General features: G+C 45.6%; 20 protein-coding genes. 4 read left to right on the top strand and 16 right to left on the bottom strand.

Going from position 1 to position 20,168, the window contains the following annotated elements:
- Positions 1–232: 232 nt before the first annotated feature.
- The 4 genes from YWE_RS0113585 to cydH form a co-directional block, all read right to left on the bottom strand.
- A complete protein-coding gene (locus YWE_RS0113585) occupies positions 233–1,021 on the bottom strand; it encodes a YqjF family protein (RefSeq protein ID WP_029095037.1) in 789 nt (262 codons plus the stop codon).
- A 69-nt stretch (positions 1,022–1,090) separates the two neighbouring features.
- A complete protein-coding gene (locus tag YWE_RS0113590) occupies positions 1,091–1,963 on the bottom strand; it encodes a fructosamine kinase family protein (protein ID WP_029095038.1) in 873 nt (290 codons plus the stop codon).
- Between the two features lie 219 nt (positions 1,964–2,182).
- A complete protein-coding gene (locus YWE_RS0113595; RefSeq protein WP_029095039.1) occupies positions 2,183–2,728 on the bottom strand; it encodes a YniB family protein in 546 nt (181 codons plus the stop codon).
- A gap of 195 nt (positions 2,729–2,923) precedes the next feature.
- Complete coding sequence (cydH, locus tag YWE_RS31935) at positions 2,924–3,013, bottom strand: cytochrome bd-I oxidase subunit CydH (protein WP_099044206.1); 90 nt, start codon at positions 3,011–3,013, stop codon at positions 2,924–2,926.
- A 298-nt stretch (positions 3,014–3,311) separates the two neighbouring features.
- Here cydH and purR point away from each other — a divergent pair, with 298 nt between their 5' ends.
- A complete protein-coding gene (gene purR / locus YWE_RS0113605) occupies positions 3,312–4,328 on the top strand; it encodes an HTH-type transcriptional repressor PurR (protein ID WP_029095040.1) in 1,017 nt (338 codons plus the stop codon).
- A gap of 105 nt (positions 4,329–4,433) precedes the next feature.
- Here the strand turns inward: purR and htpX are convergent, their stop codons facing one another.
- The 9 genes from htpX to pgpB form a co-directional block, all read right to left on the bottom strand.
- Entirely contained in the window at positions 4,434–5,309 is an 876-nt protein-coding gene (gene htpX / locus YWE_RS0113610) for a protease HtpX (RefSeq protein WP_029095041.1), read from the bottom strand.
- Positions 5,310–5,579: 270 nt separating this feature from the next.
- Entirely contained in the window at positions 5,580–7,616 is a 2,037-nt protein-coding gene (gene prc / locus YWE_RS0113615) for a carboxy terminal-processing peptidase (protein WP_029095042.1), read from the bottom strand.
- Between the two features lie 19 nt (positions 7,617–7,635).
- Positions 7,636–8,337 carry an RNA chaperone ProQ gene (gene proQ, locus YWE_RS0113620; protein WP_029095043.1) on the bottom strand — a complete coding sequence of 234 codons (702 nt, stop codon included), beginning with the start codon at positions 8,335–8,337 and terminating at the stop codon, positions 7,636–7,638.
- Positions 8,338–8,465: 128 nt separating this feature from the next.
- Positions 8,466–8,930, bottom strand: coding sequence for a GAF domain-containing protein (locus YWE_RS0113625; protein WP_029095044.1), 465 nt, complete (start codon positions 8,928–8,930; stop codon positions 8,466–8,468).
- Positions 8,931–9,035: 105 nt separating this feature from the next.
- Positions 9,036–9,362: a stress response translation initiation inhibitor YciH gene (yciH, locus tag YWE_RS0113630; RefSeq protein ID WP_029095045.1), complete on the bottom strand. Its 327-nt coding sequence runs from the start codon at positions 9,360–9,362 to the stop codon at positions 9,036–9,038.
- A gap of 6 nt (positions 9,363–9,368) precedes the next feature.
- Positions 9,369–10,070: an orotidine-5'-phosphate decarboxylase gene (gene pyrF / locus YWE_RS0113635; protein ID WP_029095046.1), complete on the bottom strand. Its 702-nt coding sequence runs from the start codon at positions 10,068–10,070 to the stop codon at positions 9,369–9,371.
- Between the two features lie 60 nt (positions 10,071–10,130).
- Positions 10,131–11,300 carry a lipopolysaccharide assembly protein LapB gene (gene lapB / locus YWE_RS0113640; protein WP_029095047.1) on the bottom strand — a complete coding sequence of 390 codons (1,170 nt, stop codon included), beginning with the start codon at positions 11,298–11,300 and terminating at the stop codon, positions 10,131–10,133.
- A gap of 6 nt (positions 11,301–11,306) precedes the next feature.
- On the bottom strand, positions 11,307–11,621 hold the full coding sequence (locus YWE_RS0113645; protein ID WP_029095048.1) for a LapA family protein: 315 nt from the start codon (positions 11,619–11,621) through the stop codon (positions 11,307–11,309).
- Between the two features lie 176 nt (positions 11,622–11,797).
- Positions 11,798–12,556: a phosphatidylglycerophosphatase B gene (gene pgpB / locus YWE_RS27315; protein ID WP_051323341.1), complete on the bottom strand. Its 759-nt coding sequence runs from the start codon at positions 12,554–12,556 to the stop codon at positions 11,798–11,800.
- A gap of 260 nt (positions 12,557–12,816) precedes the next feature.
- Between pgpB and ribA the strand changes: the two genes are divergently transcribed.
- Positions 12,817–13,407, top strand: a complete 591-nt coding sequence (gene ribA / locus YWE_RS0113655; protein WP_029095049.1) for a GTP cyclohydrolase II — start codon at positions 12,817–12,819, stop codon at positions 13,405–13,407.
- Between the two features lie 56 nt (positions 13,408–13,463).
- Here ribA and cysB read toward each other — a convergent pair whose 3' ends face one another.
- Both cysB and topA read right to left on the bottom strand, forming a co-directional pair.
- Positions 13,464–14,438, bottom strand: coding sequence for an HTH-type transcriptional regulator CysB (gene cysB / locus YWE_RS0113660; protein ID WP_029095050.1), 975 nt, complete (start codon positions 14,436–14,438; stop codon positions 13,464–13,466).
- 379 nt (positions 14,439–14,817) lie between these two features.
- Entirely contained in the window at positions 14,818–17,421 is a 2,604-nt protein-coding gene (gene topA, locus YWE_RS0113665) for a type I DNA topoisomerase (protein ID WP_029095051.1), read from the bottom strand.
- A 404-nt stretch (positions 17,422–17,825) separates the two neighbouring features.
- On the opposite strand from topA, the gene YWE_RS0113670 reads away from it, so the two are divergent.
- Positions 17,826–18,074 carry a YciN family protein gene (locus YWE_RS0113670; protein WP_029095052.1) on the top strand — a complete coding sequence of 83 codons (249 nt, stop codon included), beginning with the start codon at positions 17,826–17,828 and terminating at the stop codon, positions 18,072–18,074.
- 83 nt (positions 18,075–18,157) lie between these two features.
- Here YWE_RS0113670 and sohB read toward each other — a convergent pair whose 3' ends face one another.
- Positions 18,158–19,204, bottom strand: a complete 1,047-nt coding sequence (gene sohB, locus YWE_RS0113675; protein ID WP_029095053.1) for a protease SohB — start codon at positions 19,202–19,204, stop codon at positions 18,158–18,160.
- A 166-nt stretch (positions 19,205–19,370) separates the two neighbouring features.
- On the opposite strand from sohB, the gene YWE_RS0113680 reads away from it, so the two are divergent.
- Positions 19,371–20,129 carry a YciK family oxidoreductase gene (locus YWE_RS0113680; RefSeq protein ID WP_029095054.1) on the top strand — a complete coding sequence of 253 codons (759 nt, stop codon included), beginning with the start codon at positions 19,371–19,373 and terminating at the stop codon, positions 20,127–20,129.
- The last annotated feature ends 39 nt before the right edge of the window (positions 20,130–20,168 follow it).

Here is a 20,168-nt window from a genome sequence, read left to right on the forward strand (position 1 = left end):
TTTCCTTATTTACAGTGGTGACCCACACGACAGATCACATGCAAAGCAATATTTTATAATTAAATCAATGGATTGGTATCACTGTTCGATGCACGAGTATCGAAACGGTACGCAATTATGTACACACATTGATTTGTAGGTTTCGTTGTTTACAAAACGAAAGACGGATTTTACCACTGTGATTAGTGAGTTGATAGTACAAGATTGAGATTTCACCAATTTCTATCTAGCGCTATTTCACCACCACCGGCGGCAAGTAAATAGTGAACTCATTGATGGGTTCAACCAATACGCTATAGGGGCGCTGTTGCTCATCTAAGCTGACTAATTCCATACGGCTCAGCAAGCCAAAATCCGCATACTTAAGGGTGGCCGGCTGAACTAATAACCGTTTGTGCCATACCCGATATGTTCCCAGCTTGCCGTCACGGCGGTGGTAGAATCCTGTAAGCGGATGAGTCAGGCAAACCAAGCCTGTTTCTATATCAGGAAACCCCGGCAGATTGATGTCACCCCCCTTTTCTTGAATCAACGCTAGCTTTGCCGGAGCCCATTCAGATTGAGTTTCCATCACGTATTTTGCATAGCCGTTTTGGGCTTGATCATAAACACAGTCAAAACGCACGTTTCCGGGATACCACGGCAAATTCCACAAGGCTCTGGGAACGGCTATCGCCCATGAATCCAACGTTGTTCCCAAAAACCAGACGCAGCGCTCCCCGGTCGTTTTATCAATAATATAAATACGATAGTTAGTCTGCCCCATCACAAACTTAGCAAACGGATAAACCGCAGAGGTAAAATCAATATCAATAAAGGGAACAACAGAAATTAATGCTTTTTCCCTGCCATCGATTTCGATGGTATCCAGTTGAAAGCGTTCAGGAATCAGCCCGCGAAGTCTGACAGGATCAATGGCGTAAGTAATAATTGAAAAATGCTGGAGCTGACAGATAACATCAATGCCCTTTGGCTTTGGCCGAGCATGCAGAAAGTCCTGAAATTTTAACCGCGTTTGCATCATCATCCTTGAAAATAAACACAAATATCGGAGTTAACCCCGATGTTTGTTATTGATAACTCAATCGTATTATACCAGATCTGAACCAAACAATCGTTCAACGGCCTCTTGGGCAATACCGATATGATCGCCCCCAAACAGATTAGCTCTATTTAATAAGTAATACAGTTGATACAACGGCTGACGCTCAATAAAACCTAAAGGCAAAGGCCAGATACTTTGATAGCCGTCGTAAATCTGAGCGGGTAAATCCGGGTACAAAGGTAACATGGCTAAATCACATTCACGATCGCCCCAGTAACAGGCAGGATCAAAAATAACCGAACCAATAGCGCTGACACCGCAGTTAGCCGGCCAGAGATCGCCATGCAGTAATGAAGGCTGTGGATGATGGCTCTTCAGCCTTTGGCTGACAAGGCCAATAATGGTATCTATATCACCGAAACAGAGCCCTTTTTCGTTGGCTAACTGTAATTGCCAGCCAATACGCTGTTCAGCAAAAAACAGGTTCCAGTGCCGTTGCCAGCTGTTGGGCTGAGGCGTAGTCGCTAAATCGCTATCAAAATCGAGACCAAACTGAGGCTGATCGCTCCATTGATGGAGTTTCGCCAACTGCTGACCCAGACAGTAAGCATGATGGGCATCTAACGGTTTCTGAGGAAGGTACTGCAACAGTAAAAAGCTGTTATCCCGATCGTAGCCAACGCCATATACCTCTGGTACACGAACCGTATGGCTTTTAGCCAACATCGCAAGTTGATCGGATTCTGCGGTAAAGATAGGGAGAATATCTCGAGTATCGTACTTAATGAAAACCTCTTTTTCACCGTTGCTGACTTTGCGAGCCCGATGAATATCACCACCCGGCAATTCCTCCTTTTCAGTGATTGTATAAGTTTCGCCCCAATACTCACTCAATAAACGACTGACGGATTGCCACATGACATTACCCCAAGGTTATGATCAAGATGATCTCAGGTTAACCTTTTGATTATAGATAAACCTCGATCCAAAGCACAGCTTTGGCCTAAAAGCGCTTCAGCAAGTACGTTAATGTTTTAAATCAATAGCTATCGGGAGAATCAGACAAGAAGTGCAATATTACAGACCGGCAACGCTTACTGGCCTGTAATATTAAATATAGAAGGGAATTTAAAAATATTAAAGCATGTTGATCAGACGAATGATCGCATAAACAATGATGCCCCAGATAACCGGTGACACATAAAGCAGGCCAAACTGGGCAAAAATAGAGGTATTAGGGATTGATACCAGCTTTTCTAGCTCTTGGCGAGTACGCCCCTCAGCGCCGTTCATTCCTTCCAGTGCAGCCCGTTGGATAACACCTTCTCGAATACTGTACACCCGCTTGGTTAAACGAGCACCCGCGGCCTGTAGCGATAATCCAATAAAGATCAGAGCGAAAATAGCAATAAACCACAAAGAGTTGCTGGAAGACCAGTTTGCTAAGTCAGGTATCGGCGAGTTAACCCAAAAGTATTCTAAAAAACTGGTGTACTGGCGAGCAATATCAACCATAACCTTAACAAAATCCATGACAGCAGCAGTCATTTCTTGCATCTGCGCTTTAGGCGCGACCAGGTATTTTAGTAATGAAATCACTGTTGATACCAGTGCAGGAATGAAAATGACTATGCCAACAATACGCTTAATTAGCGCAACAACGTTGGCCTGATGGTGAGTCATACTATACTGCCTCCATGTTGAAACACCCGCTATCTCATAAAATATAATAAAAAAGAATTATGCTATTTTTCAGAACATAATCTTTAAATAAGTATGAAAGACGATAATATCCAAGCCTGAATCGATGATTAACAGGAAATTCAGGCAATATAAAAGGCCCGGTATGAAAATCAGTACCGGACCTTCTTTTTAATTCTAATTTAAAACAGCAATTAAGCTATAGGTAACAACTAAAAATAATGCAAAAGCAGTGGCAGTCAAAGACCATTTGAAATCAGAAGACATATTATTTTCCTTAAAATAAACTCACTGTGAGTGATAAATTCCAGCCTAATAAATAAAAAATACGTCATTCAATGAGATTTTTCCATTTTATCTCTTTGACTTTTGTATCAGATACGCCAAAATTCACCGCCTATAATCACTGAAACCGCTAATACAGGCTAAAGACAGTGACGATAATCTAAATTCTACACCGTTTTGCTTTTAAAGTGTAATCCGTTAATCTAAAGAAAAAGCAATCGTTAACTTACCCGCTTGCACGGTATCCGATACTCGTGAAGGCTCTGGAGTACAGGGATTTATGGCAACAATAAAAGATGTAGCTAAGCATGCTGGCGTTTCTACAACAACGGTCTCCCACGTTATTAATAAAACACGTTTTGTTGCAGAAGACACCAAAGCAGCCGTTTGGGCTGCTATTAAGCAGTTAAATTACTCTCCCAGCGCCGTTGCCCGTAGCTTAAAAGTCAATAATACAAAAACCATCGGTTTATTGGCGGCCTCCAGTGGTTCGCCCTATTTTGCAGAAGTTATACAGGCGGTTGAGGCCGCATGCTATAAAAAGGGTTACACCTTAATTCTGTGTAATGCTCAAAATAACTTAGAAAAGCAAGAGGCTTATCTGGCCATGCTGGCTCAAAAAAGAGTCGATGGCATGCTGGTTATGTGTTCCGAATACCCTACTCCGCTGCTTAATATGCTGCAGAACTATCATAATATTCCAATGATGGTGATGGATTGGGGTAAGCACAGCGACTTTACCGACAATATTGAAGACAACGGTTTTCACGGCGGATATCTAGCAACCCGATATCTTATCGATCGCGGTCACCGTGAAATTGCCACCATCACCGGGCAGCTTAATGAACATACCGGACGCGAGCGTCATAAAGGCTTTCTGCATGCGCTGAAAGAAGCAAAAATTACCATTCCTGATGAGTGGGTTATTGAGGCTGACTTCCACCCCCATGAGGGCTATGAAGGGATGATGAAGCTACTTGCCGCATCCAAGCGCCCTACGGCACTATTTTGCGGTGGTGATGTTATTGCAATGGGCGCGCTTTGTGCCGCAGGCGAAATGGGAATTCGGGTACCGGAAGATATTTCGGTTATCGGTTATGACAATATACGTAATACCCGTTTCTTTAATCCACCACTGACCACCATCCAGCAGCCCAAAGAAACCCTGGCTGAAATGGCTCTTGATATGCTGTTGGATAAAATCATTAATAAGCGTGAAACGTATAACTCAATTGAATTACACCCGGAACTGGTTGAACGTAATTCAGTGACTGATGGCCCTTTCTTAAAGAAATAATCACATTCTGTTTTCAGTCTCAGTTTGAGTTTCAGATAGAAAAAATAAAAAAATCCGGCAGTTATCAGCTACCGGATTTTTTCTTTTATATCGAGTTAACGCCGCTTACTTCAGGTACTCACCAGAACGCAGCGCTTCAATACGCTTATCCAGCGGCGGATGTGATAAGAACAGTTCGCTAAATGCCTTAGACTTACCATTAATACAAAAGGCCAGCATGGTTGACTCTTCCTGAGGTTCATAGCTGGTTTTTAACCGCTGTAGCGCCGCAATCATTTTTTCGCGGCCAACAAGCTTGGCAGAACCCGCATCCGCTCTGAATTCACGATGGCGGGAGAACCACATGGTGATAATGCTGGCCAGAACGCCGAATACCAGTTCAAGCACCATTGAAACCGCAAAATAGATCATCGGACTACCGGATGAACTTTCATTATCCCGATTGGATAAAAATCCTGCCGCTATCTGCGCAAGCAGTCGGGAAATAAAAATAACAAAGGTATTGACCACGCCCTGTAGCAGCGTCATGGTCACCATATCGCCATTGGCAATATGGCTGATTTCATGGGCTATAACGGCCTCAGCTTCATCACGGCTCATATTTTGCAGTAAACCGGAGCTGACAGCGACCAACGACGCATCTCTGCGTGCACCGGTGGCAAAGGCATTAATATCCGGTGCCTGATAAATAGCCACCTGTGGCATACCGATACCGGCCTGCTGAGACTGCCGTTTAACGGTTTCAAATAGCCAACGCTCAACCTCAGTACGTGGTTGCTCAATGACCTGACCACCAACCGAGCGCAGTGCCATCCATTTGGATAGCATTAAAGAAACAAAAGCACCACCAAAGCCGAAGATTCCGGCCATGATCATCAGTCCCTGAACGCTACGCCCTTGAATGCCGGTCAAACTGAGTACCAGTCCAAAAACCAACATAACAGCAAGGTTTGTTAATAAAAATAGCGCTATACGCATCATAAAATGGCATTCCCTCAGAGAAGTAAAAGATGTTTGTTACAACTCAAATAGTATGGGTTGATGGCGAAAATTCAAGAGCAATACCCCAATACTGAACAATTTGATCACAACTTTACAATTGTCAGTGACAAAGCGTAGCTTTGGGTATTTTTGCCAATGAAATTGATCGCTTAATTATCGTTGGCGCGGCCATATAAAAAAACAAGGCGCACAGTGTGCACCTTGTTCGTTTGAGCTAAACAATTTATTCGGGCTAAACAACAAGCCTGATTAGTTCTTTTTCGCCGCCGCTTCGGCTTTTTCAAGCGCAGCCAGATCTAATGCGATTAGCACCGTTTCGTCCAGATAAGGATCTGCGTCCTTATAATCTTTAGGCAAGTCTTCAAGAGATTTCAATGGTTTCTTACCATCGCGCGCTAAGCGCTCATTGATGCGCTTCAGACGAGTTGCATCGTCTTCATTGCTCTCTTTTTCCCGTTTTGCATAGTTAAGCGATATGGTGGCTCGCTTATCCTTATTGGCTTTATAACGGGCAATATCTTGCATAATAAACTGGAACTCAGGATCTTTCTCAATACGCTGTTGATGCTCTTTCGACAGCGTCGGTATATAACGGGTCTCATCACCGATAATGTTATAGCTCGCTTTATCTATGCTATCCCAAGGTAACGCATTGTCTTCAAAGCTTTCACCTGTTTCAACAGGGTCAATACCTGTCGGCATAATGATATCCGGCGTAACCCCTTTACGCTGGGTGCTTCCGCCATCTATACGGTAAAACTTCTGAATCGTGTACTGCACAGAGCCTAGTTCAGGCCAGTCAGGACGAAGCATCTGATCGTAAATACGATTTAAAGCACGATGTTGTTGAACGGTACCTTTACCGAAGGTTGGTTCACCAACGATCAGCGCACGGCCATAATCCTGCATAGCGGCAGCAAAGATTTCTGATGCTGAAGCACTAAAGCGGTCGACTAATACCACCAGAGGGCCTTTGTAATAGACTACATCGTCAGTATCGCTGTCTTCACGCACTTTGCCGTTATTATCCCGAATCTGAACAACCGGACCGCTAGGAATAAATAAGCCAGACAGAGACACCGCTTCGGTTAATGCCCCACCGCCGTTAGACCGTAAATCGATAATAATGCTGTCAACATTCTGCTTAGTCAGTTTTTGCAACTGAGTCTTCACATCTTCAGTCAAACCGACATAGAAGCCGGGAATATCTAATACGCCGACTTTCTTCTTACCGATGGTTTTAAGCGTCATTTTGACCGCACGGTCTTCAAGACGAATGCGTTCGCGGGTTAATACCACCGTTTTGGCTTTAGCACCTTTACCGGCAGGTAAAATTTCAAGGCGAACTTTACTTCCCTTCGGACCTTTAATCAGCGCGACAACATCATCAAGACGCCAGCCAATCACATCAACCATCGGCTTATCTTGCTGACCAACGCCAATGATCTTGTCACCGACGGCAATCGCTTTACTCTTAGCTGCCGGACCACCGGCGACCAGAGAGTTAATCTGAGTATAGTCATCTTCCATCTGTAATACCGCACCAATACCTTCCAATGAGAGACTCATTTCGGTATTAAACTGCTCGGTATTACGCGGGGATAAATAGTTGGTATGAGGATCGATCTCACGAGCAAACGCATTCATTAGCGTTTGGAATACGTCTTCACTCTTAGTTTGGGTTAAACGCTTGATCGCTGATTGATAACGCTTAGTCAGAATCTCTTTGATTTCCGGCCACTCTTTACCGGCTAACTTAAGATTCAGCGCGTCATACTTAACCTTTGCGTACCAAAGCTGGTCTAACTCTTCCTGAGTTTTTGGCCACGGTGATTTACTGCGATCGACTTCAATGGTGTCATCACCATCAAACGTCATCGGTTTATCCAGTAACGTTAAGGCATAGTTCAAACGTTCAAACCGGCGTTTCTGGGCAAAGTTATACAACGCATATGCCGTTTCCAGATTACCGGATTTAAGTTCTTCACCCAACGCCGTCTTTTTACCGGCAAAGCTTTCAACGTCTGATGCCAGTAATACGTTGTGACTAAAGTCCAACATATTCAGATAACGATTAAAGATTTTCTCTGAAAATGCGTCATCAAGCTCAAACTGCCGATAGTGGGAACGGGTAAACCGCGCCGTTACGCGCTCGCTCACCGTTGCATGCTGAGCTTCCTGTTTTAATTCAGGAAGCTGATCGATACGATAGGTTGTATCTTTCGCATAACTTAATCCCGCTAGAAATAAGCCTGCAATTGCCGTTAACCGGACTAAGTTATTCATGCCGTGCCAAACCTCCAACTCAGAACTGTAAGTGTTCCGCACGTACAATCATTGCTAAACCTGAAGCAAGCTGTACACGAACACCATCTTTTGCGATTTCAAGCACTGTGGCATCCATAGCACTTTTACCTGCACGAACTCGTACATTTTGCCCGGTCTTTAGTGCCGCCATATCCGCTGCGGATGCAGGACGGGACTTCTCAACTTCTTTTACTGGCACCGCTGCGCGTGGAGCCGCAGGTTGGGCTGGTTTAGATTTAGGCTGAGACTGATTACGCGAGGTCGGCTGAGCCGCCGTAGCACTTGGTGCAGGCTTTTTAGCCGCAGGACGAGGGCGACGATTTTGCGTAGCTTCTCCTGACTCGCGACGCTGGGCTGCACGCTGCGCCTGAACTCGGGCTTTCGCCTCTTCCAGTTGCTTACGCGCATGCTCAACGTGCTGCTCTTCCAGAGCACCACAATCTGCGCCATCGAGATCGACGCGCTGAGCATCAGCTTTGATACCGTGCAGGTAACGCCAGCTTGAAGTATATAAACGCAAAGCAGTACGTAACTGCGTTTTGCTGAACAGTGTTTCTTCTGGCAGCCGGGCTACGACATCCTGAAAAATACCGATCTTCAGCGGGCGTGCTTCCCCTTCAGTGGTGAAACAAAGAGGGAACTTTTCTGCCAGATAGGCAATGACTTCTTTACTACTGTTCAACTTAGGTTGATTTTCCATGAAATTTCCTGATTACAACGAGCTTGCCAACCAACGCAGGCACAAATTACGCGCCATTATAATGACGCTCTCAGTAAAAGCTACGTTATCCGCACTTCAAGTTTAAACTGATGACAATAAAAAACCGGTTAGCCTTGCGAAATATGCTTGGAAAGCACTGCCGCTAGGGCTTTCAGGCCAGATTCATCGTCATTGTCGAAACGGTTAAATACCGTACTATCAATGTCTAATACACCGATAATATCGTTACCTGAATAAACAGGTAACACAATTTCTGCGTTGCTCGCACTATCACAAGCAATATGTCCTGCAAACTTATGGACGTCATCAATTCTTTGAATTTTATTTTCTACAACCGCCGTACCACAAACACCCCGACCAACAGGGATTCGGGTGCAGGCAATTTTTCCTTGAAAAGGCCCTAGCACTAATACATCACTTTGTAATAAATAAAAACCGACCCAATTAACATCCTCAAGCCGTTCAAACAGCAAGGCACAGCTATTAGCTAGTGTTGCTATCAGATCGTTCTCAGCACTAATCAGTGCCGTTAAATCTCTGTGCAATTCGGTATAAAATGCTTGTTTATTCATCTTATCAACATAAGCCATGGATTAATCGGTTGTATATCTGAATTTAGTATAATTCATTGTTGCACATATACGCAGTTGACATCCCATTGCGCGCGATGTTTATTGTTAACCGCCCGCCAGTTTAACTTTAAAACCTTTCAATTCTAGCAGGACTTTTAGTTCATCGCGTTTATCGCCCTGAATTTCAATCACTCCGTCCTTAATTGCACCACCGCAGCCACATTTCTTTTTTAATTCGGCGGCTAACTTGTTTAAATCATCATCGCTAAGATCCAGCCCCGTAATAATGCAAACGCCCTTCCCTTTACGCCCGCTGGTCTGACGCTGAATTCTGACAATGCCATCACCTTTAGGCCGCTCAGCCTTAGCCTCATCCGGCTTAATTCGACCTGAATCGGTGGAGTAAACTAACCGGCTGTTATTATCCGTCATGATGTTTTACACCAGGCTGGCTAAGATGTCCCGCAGTGCTGCTGCAGGATTATTGGCTTGAGTTATCGGGCGCCCGATAACCATATAATCAACCCCGGCGGCCAGTGCCTGCGGAGGGGTCATAACCCGACGTTGGTCACCCAAATCGCTGCCCACCGGACGAATTCCCGGCGTAACTAATTGGAATGAAGGGCCAAATAGCGCCTTCAAATGTTCAGCCTCATGGGCAGAGCACACAACGCCATCTAAACCATTATCTTTAGACAAACGAGCAAGCCTTTCGGCATGTTGTTGCAATGAAGATTCAATGCCGATGCCGCGCAGATCGCTCTCGTCCATGCTGGTTAATACCGTGACGGCAATTAACTTAGGCGCATCGCTACCATAAGGCAGCAGTGCTGTTTTAGCCGCTTCCAGCATTCTCGCACCGCCACTGGCATGCACATCGACCATCCAAACGCCCAGCTCAGCCGCAGCGGCAACGCTCTTCGCCACAGTATTGGGAATATCATGAAACTTTAAATCAAGGAAAACGTCAAACCCACGATTGTGTAGCTCACGCACCAGTTCAGGCCCGCAAAGAGAAAACATCTCTTTGCCAATTTTTAAGCGACAATCTTTTGGCTCTATCTGATCGGCCAGTTCAAGGGCCGAGCGTTGGTTATCAAAATCCAGAGCAACAATAATGGGTGAAGTCGAGCTCGACATGTTTATTTCCTGTAAGACTATTAACACCGTGTACCCGAGTATCAGGTACTAATATATTTTCTATTGACCATCTAATCCGCGAATCGGCTTAACGGTTGACCACGCCCGGCAAGACGGGCAGTGCCAATAAAGCGAACTTGCCGTCAGACCGCACTTTTCACAACGATAGCGCGGCTTAGTTCTGATTTGCTCGCCAACCATATTGCGTAAAACAATCAGGCTTTCTTTAGCCCGGCCTTCTTCAGCATCCGCTAACTGATAATCCATCAGGCGGTAGAAACCACGCATGGTCGGATGACTCTGTAGCTGGCGGTTAATATAGGTTTGAGCAACATCTCGCCCCTCGCGAAGCTCCAGTATATCGGCCAGCATTAACTCGGCCGAAGACCCTGTTTGTTCAGCCACACAGCGTTTTAAATAATTTAACCATTCTTCAGGACGATCTAATCGTTGATAGCATTCATACAGCATAGGTATGGTTTCGCTGACAAAGTCCTTATCTTGTTCGATAACGCGTTCAAGCTCATTAATCGCTTTAACATCATCGCCGCGGGCAATCCAAATTCTGCCCAGCATAATCGAGACTCGGGCGCAGTTACTGTCTGCCGCTGAGGCCTTTTTCAATAACCCCATCGCTTTATCCAAGTCGTCAGAGCTCATGGCCAACAGCGCCAATTCACAATAGAAATGGGCAATTTCAACGCGCAATGCGTCTTTACCTGACTTAATCAGCTTCTCTGCGACATCAATCGCCTGAAGCCAGTCGCTGGTCGCCTGATGAATAATTAATAATTGCTGCAATGAGGCTATTCTAAAGTCTTCTTCATCAATAAGCTGAGTAAACATGTGTTCAGCCCGGTCATACACACCGGCAGCCATGTAGTCTCGCCCTAATTGCTGGGTCGCCAATAGCCGCTGTTCAAAAGACAGAGAGGCACTTTCCATTAACGACTGGTGAATTCTTATCGCGCGATCAACCTCGCCCCTGGAACGGAACAGGTTGCCTAATGTCAGGTGGGCTTCGAATGCGCCGCCGTCCTCTTTAAGCATATCAACAAAAAGATCAACGGCTTTGTCTTGTTGGTTAGAAAGAAGGAAGTTGACACCGTCCACATAACCACGGGACAGTTTATTTGCCTCTTGTTGACGCTCCTGCTGTACTCCTCTTCGGCCCATATACCAGCCGTAAGCAGCAGCCACGGGCAGTAACAGAAACAGCAGTTCAAGCATACAACATTATTCCTTATTGGATGACGGTATCATCGTCGCAGACGGATTACCCGCCGATGCTGAGGAGTCAGTTTGTTGTAAGCGTTTAATTTGGCGCTCGGCCCGGCCTAAGCGTAACCGCAAACGCAGGTAGAACAACCCGCTGACCAGCCAGCCCAAAAGAAAACCGCCACCGAATAAAACGGCCAGCAGAGTGGATAATGCATAGTCTCCCTTAGCAACCAAAAAGTTGAAGGTGACAACTTGCTCGTTATGCGCACCTAATGTCACTGAAATAATCAGAATGACGATAACCAACAATACAACCAGTAAATATTTCACATTGCTATCCAAAATAAAGATAAACGGATGAATTATACCAAGAATACTTTACCTATTTTCATCTTAACTTAGCATTTCTACTCGCAGATAGAAAATCGGATTTTATCTTACAACCACTTTATAGCCGGTTAATAATACTATCACACTATATGAGAGGGCTTTTGTCATAGTATTGATTATTCCTCACACTTTTCTGTCCCAGCAGCACCGGCAAACTGATCCAGCCGCATAACTTTACGATCGATGAACCAACAGGCCAGAAAGGCAAATAATCCGCTAAGTATAATAGAGACCATCAGATCTTCAGACCAATGCATCCCTAATAATAAACGACTTCCGGCCACTGTGACGGCCCAAATCATTAAAATAGTTGCGCTAACATAACGGCGACGTGGCCAGAGTAACCCAATGCCTAGCAAAGCCCATGATGCAGTAAACATGGTATGCCCCGACGGAAATGAATAGCCGGTCTCGCGCTCCCAGTGTTTAGACAACCATGGCGGAACCCGATCTTCATTTTTAAGTTTCTGCTCAACAATGCGGGCGCGCTCTTTGCGCGGGAGCGAGTAAAAAGCAGCATCATCGATTTGAAACTCATTTTCCAGCCACAGCACAAAAGGCCGCGGCTCTTCGACCGTTTCTTTAATTGCCGATTTGATCGCCTGCCCGCCGACAATAGTGACGGCCAGAATAGCGATAAGATATAAGCCTTTTCTCATTATCGGCAATTTCAGTTGCCAAACAAACCACAGCGCAAGGACCACGCTGGTTAATGCTCCCCAAGGCGAACTGGAGGTTTCAGTGATCCAAAATAGCGGTTTAAGAAAGGGATTGTTTTCCGAAGGGGTCCAGAACCAGTCGCTAACCCAGACAATTAATGGCATCGCTAAAAGAATTAAAACGCCACAGGCGGTTCGTTTTGCCAGACTTAACATACTACTTTCCAACTTAAATCGATTTAGGCCGCACATAATCCCACAAAATGACTAAAAATAGTAAAAATAGTAAAAATACCGCACTCTAACCAACTGATTTTTTATTAACTATCTTGCAACAAAATCAATCTGATTAGATTATACTGATACGCCTTATTATGCGGATTAGCTTATAGCCCTCAGTTTATGGCTAATCACGGCTAAATTATTTGTAAATAAATCAAGACGCATTGCGTAGTCATTTATTATTGGAGAGTATCATGCAGCTAAAAAGAGTGGCAGAAGCGAAACTACCGACCCAATGGGGAGATTTTCTTATGATCGGTTTTGAAGAGCTTGCCACGGGGCATGACCATGTCGCTCTGGTTTTTGGCGATATCAGCGGTGATGAGCCGGTATTATCCCGCGTTCATTCAGAATGTTTGACCGGTGATGCACTGTTTAGTCTGCGCTGTGACTGTGGTTTTCAGCTTGAAGCCGCCCTACAGCACATCGCAGAAGAAGGTCGAGGCGTGCTTATTTATCATCGCCAAGAAGGCCGTAATATCGGGCTGCTAAATAAAATTCGGGCTTATGCTCTGCAGGATAAAGGCGCAGATACCGTTGAAGCTAATCACCAGCTCGGTTTTGCCGCCGACGAACGCGACTTCACTCTCTGTGCGGATATGTTCAAATTATTGAGCATTAAGTCAGTTAATCTGCTGACCAATAACCCAAAGAAAGTCGAAATTCTGACTGAGGCAGGGATTAACATTGCTAACCGCGTGCCGCTGCTGGTTGGACGTAATCCTAAGAATGAAAAATATCTGGATACCAAAGCGGCTAAGATGGGCCACTTACTGGTTAAGTAAATTATCACCAGCCCGCGTTCAGCGGGCTGGTACTGATACTGATACTGATACTGATACTATCGTATCGGCAGTTCGATATTCTTAAACAGCGCTTCCATCTCTTCAACCGATCTTAATGCCACCGCTTTATCGACAATATCGCGCGTTAAGTGCGGGGCAAAACCTTCAATAAAGCTGTACATATAGCTACGCAGGAACGTCGTACGACGGAAACCTATCTTAGTGGTACTGTGCGGGAAGATATGACTGGCATCCAGCACCACCAAATCAGGGTCCTCTATCGGGTCTACGGCCATATTTGCCAACACCCCGACGCCTAACCCTAAGCGAACATAGGTTTTGATGACATCGGCATCGGTGGCGGTAAATACTATCTTAGGCGTTAGCCCTGCTCGGCCGAAAGCCACATCCAGTTCAGAGCGGCCAGTAAAGCCAAAGGTGTAGGTCACCAACTGGTATTCAGCCAGCTCTTCGATAGTAATACTCTTTTTAGCCGCTAACGGATGATCGGACTTCACAACCACTGCGCGGTTCCAATGGTAGCAAGGCAGCATCACTAAATCTTCATACAGGTGGAGCGCCTCTGTCGCAATGGCAAAGTCTGCGCTGCCTTTAGACACCGCTTCTGCTATTTGAGTTGGCGACCCCTGATGCATATGCAAAGAAACCCGCGGATAACGCTCTATAAACGCTTTAATCGACTTAGGTAATGCATAGCGGGCCTGAGTATGCGTGGTAGCCACATACAGCGAGCCTTGGTCCGGATAAGTATGCTCGCCGGCTACCGCCTTAATGGCATCAATCTTCGACAGAACTTCTCTGGCGATGCGTATCACTTCTTGTCCCGCAGGCGTCACTTCGGTTAAGTGTTTACCGCTACGGGTAAATATTTGAATACCTAACTCATCCTCCAGCATTCTGACTTGCTTGCTGATGCCGGGTTGTGAAGTGTAGAGCCGCTCGGCGGTAGAAGAGACATTCAGATTATGATTGACCACTTCTACAATATAGCGAAGTTGCTGTAATTTCATTCTTTACACCACCACTTAACGAGTATCCAAAAGACGATAAAATATGCGTTATTCTTCAAGTTTGATCGGTGAGTGAAAGGTTAAAACAGTCACCCCACCAAATCGTTATCAGAAGTACTATCACCGGACGAATAAGAATAGACCCAAAATAATTCGAGTTGCATCAAGGCTGCAAAGGAGCTAGTCCCGATGAGCTTACTCAGGTAAGTAATTCGGGTGAGCGAGCGCAGCCAACAAAGATGTAGCTTGAAGTATGAAGGGTATAGACTAAATATCAACTTATCGTACGCAAGACTGATGAAATAAAAAACGCCCCGCAGTTAAATTACATGCAGGGCGTTATATATCAAGCAATATTCAACTTATGCTTTGAGTTTCATTACTTTTTAGCTTCAATCCACTTACCGTCAACATAAAACACTGACCAGCCGGTGGCTTTTCCGTCTTTCTCTGAAGAGACATACTGTTGTTTAGTCTTACGGCTAAAGCGAACAATGGTCTTATTTCCGTCAGGATCGGTCACCGGAGCATCAGCCAGGTAGCTTAATTTCTCAGGTAAACGGTCTTTAAAGCGACGCAATTCTTCCACCGTAGGCGCCCGAGTTTCACGAGATTTAGGGAACGTATTCGCCGCTAAGAAAACGCCTGCTGCACCGTCACGTAAAACGAAGTAAGCATCAGACTTTTCGCAAGCAAGCTCTGGCAACGGAACCGGATCTTCTTTTGGCGGAGCAATGTCACCATTACGTAAAATCTTGCGGGTATTCTTACATTCAGTATTAGTACAACCCATGTATTTACCGAAACGCCCGACTTTCAGGTGCATCTCGTTACCACATTTTTCGCACTCAATAACCGGACCGTCATACCCTTTGATGCGGAACTCACCCTCTTCGATCTCATAACCATCACATTCCGGATTATTACCGCAAACGTGAAGCTTATGCTTATTGTCGATCAGGTAGCTGTCCATGGCCGTACCACATTTATGGCAACGATGGCGGGCACGCAACGCATTGGTTTCTGCGTCATCCCCTTCCAGCACGTTGAGTACTTCCGACTCAGGAATAAGGTTAATGGTTTGCTTACAGCGCTCTTTGGGGGCTAAGGCATAGCCTGAACAGCCAAGGAACACGCCGGTACTGGCAGTCCGGATCCCCATTTTACGACTACAGGTCGGACAATCCAGCGAGGTCAGCACCACCTGATTAGGACGCATTCCGCCCTCTTCAGGATCTTTTTCAGCGATTTCTAGCTGATTGCTAAAGTCAGCAAAGAAATCATTCAGTACGCCTTTCCACGATGCTTTATTGGTCGCAACGTTATCCAGATCGCTTTCCATACGCGCGGTGAAATCATAATTCATCAGTTCGCGGAAATTTTCTTCCAGACGGTCGGTGACAATCTCACCCATTTTTTCAGCGTAGAAACGACGGTTTTCTGTATGAACGTAGCCGCGATCCTGAATAGTCGAAATAATAGACGCATAGGTAGACGGACGACCAATACCGCGTTTTTCCAGCTCTTTCACCAAGGAGGCTTCACTAAAGCGCGCCGGTGGTTTGGTAAAGTGCTGAGTCGGTAATAGCTGGTCAAGATTAAGCTGGCTGCCTACGGCAACAACCGGCAGCGTCTTATCTTCATCATTTTTACGCAACGCAGGTAATACGCGAGTCCAACCGTCAAAGCGTAAAGTACGACCTTTAGCTTTAAGTAAGAACTCTCCCGCTTTAACCGTCAGCGTGGTTGAGTCATATTTGGCCGGCGTCATCTGGCATGAAACAAACTGGCGCCAGATTAGCTGATAAAGACGCTGAGCATCAGACTCCATATCTTTTAGCTGTTCTGAAACCACGTTAACGTCGGAAGGACGAATGGCTTCATGGGCCTCTTGAGAGTTCTCTTTGCTGCTGTATTGGTTCGGCTGAGCCGGCAAGTATTTATCGCCAAAGTTGTCGCCGATATAACCACGCACCATGGTTAACGCATCCTGGCTCAGGTTGGTTGAGTCGGTACGCATATAGGTAATATGACCTGCTTCATACAGACGCTGGGCCATCATCATGGTTTTCTTGACGCCAAAGCCTAAACGGGTACTGGCAGCCTGTTGTAGCGTAGAGGTAATAAAGGGTGCCGACGGCTTGCTGCTGGTCGGTTTATCTTCACGCTCTAGCACTTCGTAACGGGCTTTCTCTAGCAGCGCAACCGCAGCATGAGTTTCGTCACGGGTAACCGGTTTAAAGGCTTTATCATTACGATGTGTAACCTGCATTTGCAGCGCAACATCGCTACCATTATTGAGGTCAGCATGTAATTCCCAATATTCTTCAGGAACAAACGCTTTAATCTCACGCTCACGCTCAACCACTAACCGTACCGCAACCGACTGAACGCGGCCGGCAGATAACCCGCGGGCGATTTTCTTCCACAATAATGGCGAAACCATATACCCCACAACCCGATCCATAAAGCGGCGGGCCTGTTGGGCATTAACCCGGTCAATATTCAGTTCACTAGGTTGTTCAAATGCCTGTTGAATGGCATTTTTAGTAATTTCGTTAAACACCACCCGACGGTAGCGGCTATCATCACCACCGATAACTTCCCGCAGGTGCCATGCGATGGCTTCCCCTTCGCGGTCAAGGTCGGTTGCGAGATAGATGGTGTCAGCTTTTTCAGCCAGTGCTTTAAGTTCAGCGACAACTTTTTCTTTACCAGGCAGAATTTCATAACGAGCAGCCCAGTCATGATAAGGATCGATTCCCATGCGATTAACTAACGCCTGTTTCGCATCCTTTTTCACTTTCTTGGCTTTGCCGTCTTTATCTTTCGCTGGGGCGCTGCTTTTAGTAGTTGCTGACCCACTGGTAGGCAAATCCCGGATATGACCAACGCTGGACTTAACCACGTAGTCATTTCCTAAGTATTTATTAATCGTTTTGGCCTTTGCCGGGGACTCCACAATGACGAGCGCTTTACCCATAATATTGTTTACCTAAATTAGCCTTCAATTACTGAATTATGGCATTTCAAAAATTTACGCGGGTTAATGAAGAAGCATGCCTGTTTATATGTCTACTATATTGTAGCGAAAATATAGGATATCAACGGCTATTCGATGAATCACTACGCTAAACATGCTGCGGAGATCGCTAACAACCATCGAATAGTTGCAAACAAAAATGCTGGATCGGCACCCGAAAGCACATAACTCTACCTGATAAAAAGCGCTACGCAACAAAATTAGCTTAGTGAATTTCTTTTTAACGACAAATTTTGATGCTATCAATCCCCCCTAAAATCCAGATAACTTACCGCTTAACGCATTGATCTGGCTTACTCAGAAAGCTAAAATAGCTTACCCAATTGACTAACCGGAGCTATTTTATGCGGAACGATACAGCCCCTATTTCCCGTCAGGCATTACTGGAAGAAGCAAACCTGCTGATTAAAAATCATGAGGACTTCATTCATGGTATTGAAGCCACTGACGTTGAGCAAAAAGGTGATGTTTTAGTTTTTCGCGGTGAGTTCTTTCTCGATGAAGATGGATTACCGACGCGAAAAACAACGGCGGTATTTAATATGTTTAAACACTTGGCTCACGTTTTGTCAGCGAAGTATCATTTAGAGTGATAGCTATAACGTCGCTGCAGATAACAGGCAGATAACAGAAAGGGCCTATCGGCCCTTTTTGTTTTACCCAAACCACGCAATCATCACACTAATGGCTTCTGACCACGCTGCCACCAGCGCAATAACAACCGGTCAGCACCTTCAGCCATACTTCCGCTTAAACGGTCTACCAAGCGTTTACGCTGCGCATATCGCACACTAATCACATCATGGTCTTTCATTTGGGCAATCACTAAATCATCGCTGGTACCGATTTCATCAACCAGCCCTTTTTCCATCGCCTGAGAACCAAACCAGTGTTCTCCGGTTGCTACGCTGTCAATATCCAGCGATGGGCGTTGCTGATGAACAAACTGTTTAAACAGTTGATGAGTTTCATTCAGCTCTTCACGGAATTTCTCTCTGCCCTGATCGGTATTTTCACCAAACAGCGTCAGAGTACGTTTAAATTCACCTGCGGTGTGCAGCTCAACGTCAATATCATTCTTTTTCAGTAAGCGATGAAAATTCGGTATTTGAGCCACAACGCCGATAGAACCAATCACGGCAAAAGGGGCGGCAACAATGTGGTCGGCCACGCAGGCCATCATATAACCACCGCTGGCGGCTACTTTATCAACAACGGCCGTTAAGCGAATTCCGGCTTTACGCAGGCGATCCAATTGAGAAGCGGCCAAACCATAGCCATGCACCATTCCGCCCGGGCTTTCCAGCTTAAGCAGCACTTCATCTCCCGGTTTAGCAATAGCTAAAATCGCCGAGATCTCTTCACGCAGAGCCTCAACCTCATGTGCATCAATGCTGCCTTTAAATTCCAAAACATAGACGCATGACTTGGGGGCTTTCCGATCGCCAGCTTTGGCTGCCAATTTAGCCTGCTTCGCTTCGGCTTTGTCTTTTTTCTTCTGTGCTTTATTCCATACTTTCTGTTCAGCATCCCCCATGCGGGCGAACTTCATTCTTTGCTGCATTTCGCGGTATTCTTCACCTAAATCCGTCAGGCTTAGTTCACCACGACGCCCTGATTTGCGCTGATTAGCACTAATAATCAGTAATGCAACGGCGGCGATTGCGATAGCAAAAGTTGCGATTTTAGCTAAAAACAGACCATACTGATAAATCCACTCCACAGATATCTTCCTATAAAATTAAACAAAACTGGTGATAAGCCAACACAATTCAAGCAGACAGTGTCATTTCCTGCTAGTTTAATTGCGTTGTTGGTTTATCTGCAATACTCAGGTACTTGGCATTTCAACGAGTACAAAGGGTATAAATATACAGTAAGGAGAGATTATGCACTACCAGGCACCGAGCGATTTACTTAACCAAAAAATTATTATGGTCACTGGCGCCAGTGACGGTATTGGAAAAGAAGCCGCTCTGACATACGCCCGCCACGGTGCGCGGTTAATCCTGCTAGGCCGTACCGAATCAAAACTACTGCAAGTACAGCAGGCAATTGCCCAACAGGGAAGTCTGCCCGCCACGGTTTATGCTTTTGATTTATTAAACGCCAAGCCTGCGGATTACAAAACGCTGGCTGAAAAAATCGCTAAAGAGTACGGTCATCTGGACGGATTATTGCATAGTGCCGGGCTGCTGGGAGAAATTACCCCACTGGCAGAACAAGATCCTGAGCAGTGGAATCAGGTTATGCATGTCAATCTCAATGCCGGATTTATGCTGACTCAGGTAATGATTCCCCTACTGCTACAGGCGCCAAAAGCCAGTCTAATTTTCACCAGTTCAGGCGTGGGCCGTAAAGGCCGCCGCGGATGGGGTGCCTATTCGGTATCTAAATTCGCAACTGAAGGCCTGATGCAGGTCTTAGCCGATGAATATCAGGACTCTAACCTGCGGGTTAACTGTATTAATCCCGGCGGCACCCGTACCTCAATGAGAGCCTCTGCGTTTCCTGAAGAAAACCCGAATAATTTAAAAACCCCGGCGGATATTATGCCGACCTACTTATATGTGATGGGTGACGATAGCCAAAATGAATCTGGCATAAGCTTTGATGCTCAACCAGGCCGCAAGCCCGGTCCGGCGTGATAGCTAATTAAGCGGATGACCAACAAAAAGGCCACCCTC

The organism is Budvicia aquatica DSM 5075 = ATCC 35567, from assembly GCF_000427805.1.
Taxonomy (GTDB): domain Bacteria; phylum Pseudomonadota; class Gammaproteobacteria; order Enterobacterales; family Enterobacteriaceae; genus Budvicia; species Budvicia aquatica.

Bases quoted from the DNA above. Each gene is read 5' to 3' on its own strand.
- YWE_RS0113585 (WP_029095037.1), bottom strand. From the start codon at position 1,021: ATGCAAACGCGGTTAAAATTTCAGGACTTTCTGCATGCTCGGCCAAAG.
- YWE_RS0113590 (WP_029095038.1), bottom strand. From the start codon at position 1,963: ATGTGGCAATCCGTCAGTCGTTTATTGAGTGAGTATTGGGGCGAAACT.
- YWE_RS0113595 (WP_029095039.1), bottom strand. From the start codon at position 2,728: ATGACTCACCATCAGGCCAACGTTGTTGCGCTAATTAAGCGTATTGTT.
- cydH (WP_099044206.1), bottom strand. From the start codon at position 3,013: ATGTCTTCTGATTTCAAATGGTCTTTGACTGCCACTGCTTTTGCATTA.
- purR (WP_029095040.1), top strand. From the start codon at position 3,312: ATGGCAACAATAAAAGATGTAGCTAAGCATGCTGGCGTTTCTACAACA.
- htpX (WP_029095041.1), bottom strand. From the start codon at position 5,309: ATGATGCGTATAGCGCTATTTTTATTAACAAACCTTGCTGTTATGTTG.
- prc (WP_029095042.1), bottom strand. From the start codon at position 7,616: ATGAATAACTTAGTCCGGTTAACGGCAATTGCAGGCTTATTTCTAGCG.
- proQ (WP_029095043.1), bottom strand. From the start codon at position 8,337: ATGGAAAATCAACCTAAGTTGAACAGTAGTAAAGAAGTCATTGCCTAT.
- YWE_RS0113625 (WP_029095044.1), bottom strand. From the start codon at position 8,930: ATGAATAAACAAGCATTTTATACCGAATTGCACAGAGATTTAACGGCA.
- yciH (WP_029095045.1), bottom strand. From the start codon at position 9,362: ATGACGGATAATAACAGCCGGTTAGTTTACTCCACCGATTCAGGTCGA.
- pyrF (WP_029095046.1), bottom strand. From the start codon at position 10,070: ATGTCGAGCTCGACTTCACCCATTATTGTTGCTCTGGATTTTGATAAC.
- lapB (WP_029095047.1), bottom strand. From the start codon at position 11,300: ATGCTTGAACTGCTGTTTCTGTTACTGCCCGTGGCTGCTGCTTACGGC.
- pgpB (WP_051323341.1), bottom strand. From the start codon at position 12,556: ATGTTAAGTCTGGCAAAACGAACCGCCTGTGGCGTTTTAATTCTTTTA.
- ribA (WP_029095049.1), top strand. From the start codon at position 12,817: ATGCAGCTAAAAAGAGTGGCAGAAGCGAAACTACCGACCCAATGGGGA.
- cysB (WP_029095050.1), bottom strand. From the start codon at position 14,438: ATGAAATTACAGCAACTTCGCTATATTGTAGAAGTGGTCAATCATAAT.
- topA (WP_029095051.1), bottom strand. From the start codon at position 17,421: ATGGGTAAAGCGCTCGTCATTGTGGAGTCCCCGGCAAAGGCCAAAACG.
- YWE_RS0113670 (WP_029095052.1), top strand. From the start codon at position 17,826: ATGCGGAACGATACAGCCCCTATTTCCCGTCAGGCATTACTGGAAGAA.
- YWE_RS0113680 (WP_029095054.1), top strand. From the start codon at position 19,371: ATGCACTACCAGGCACCGAGCGATTTACTTAACCAAAAAATTATTATG.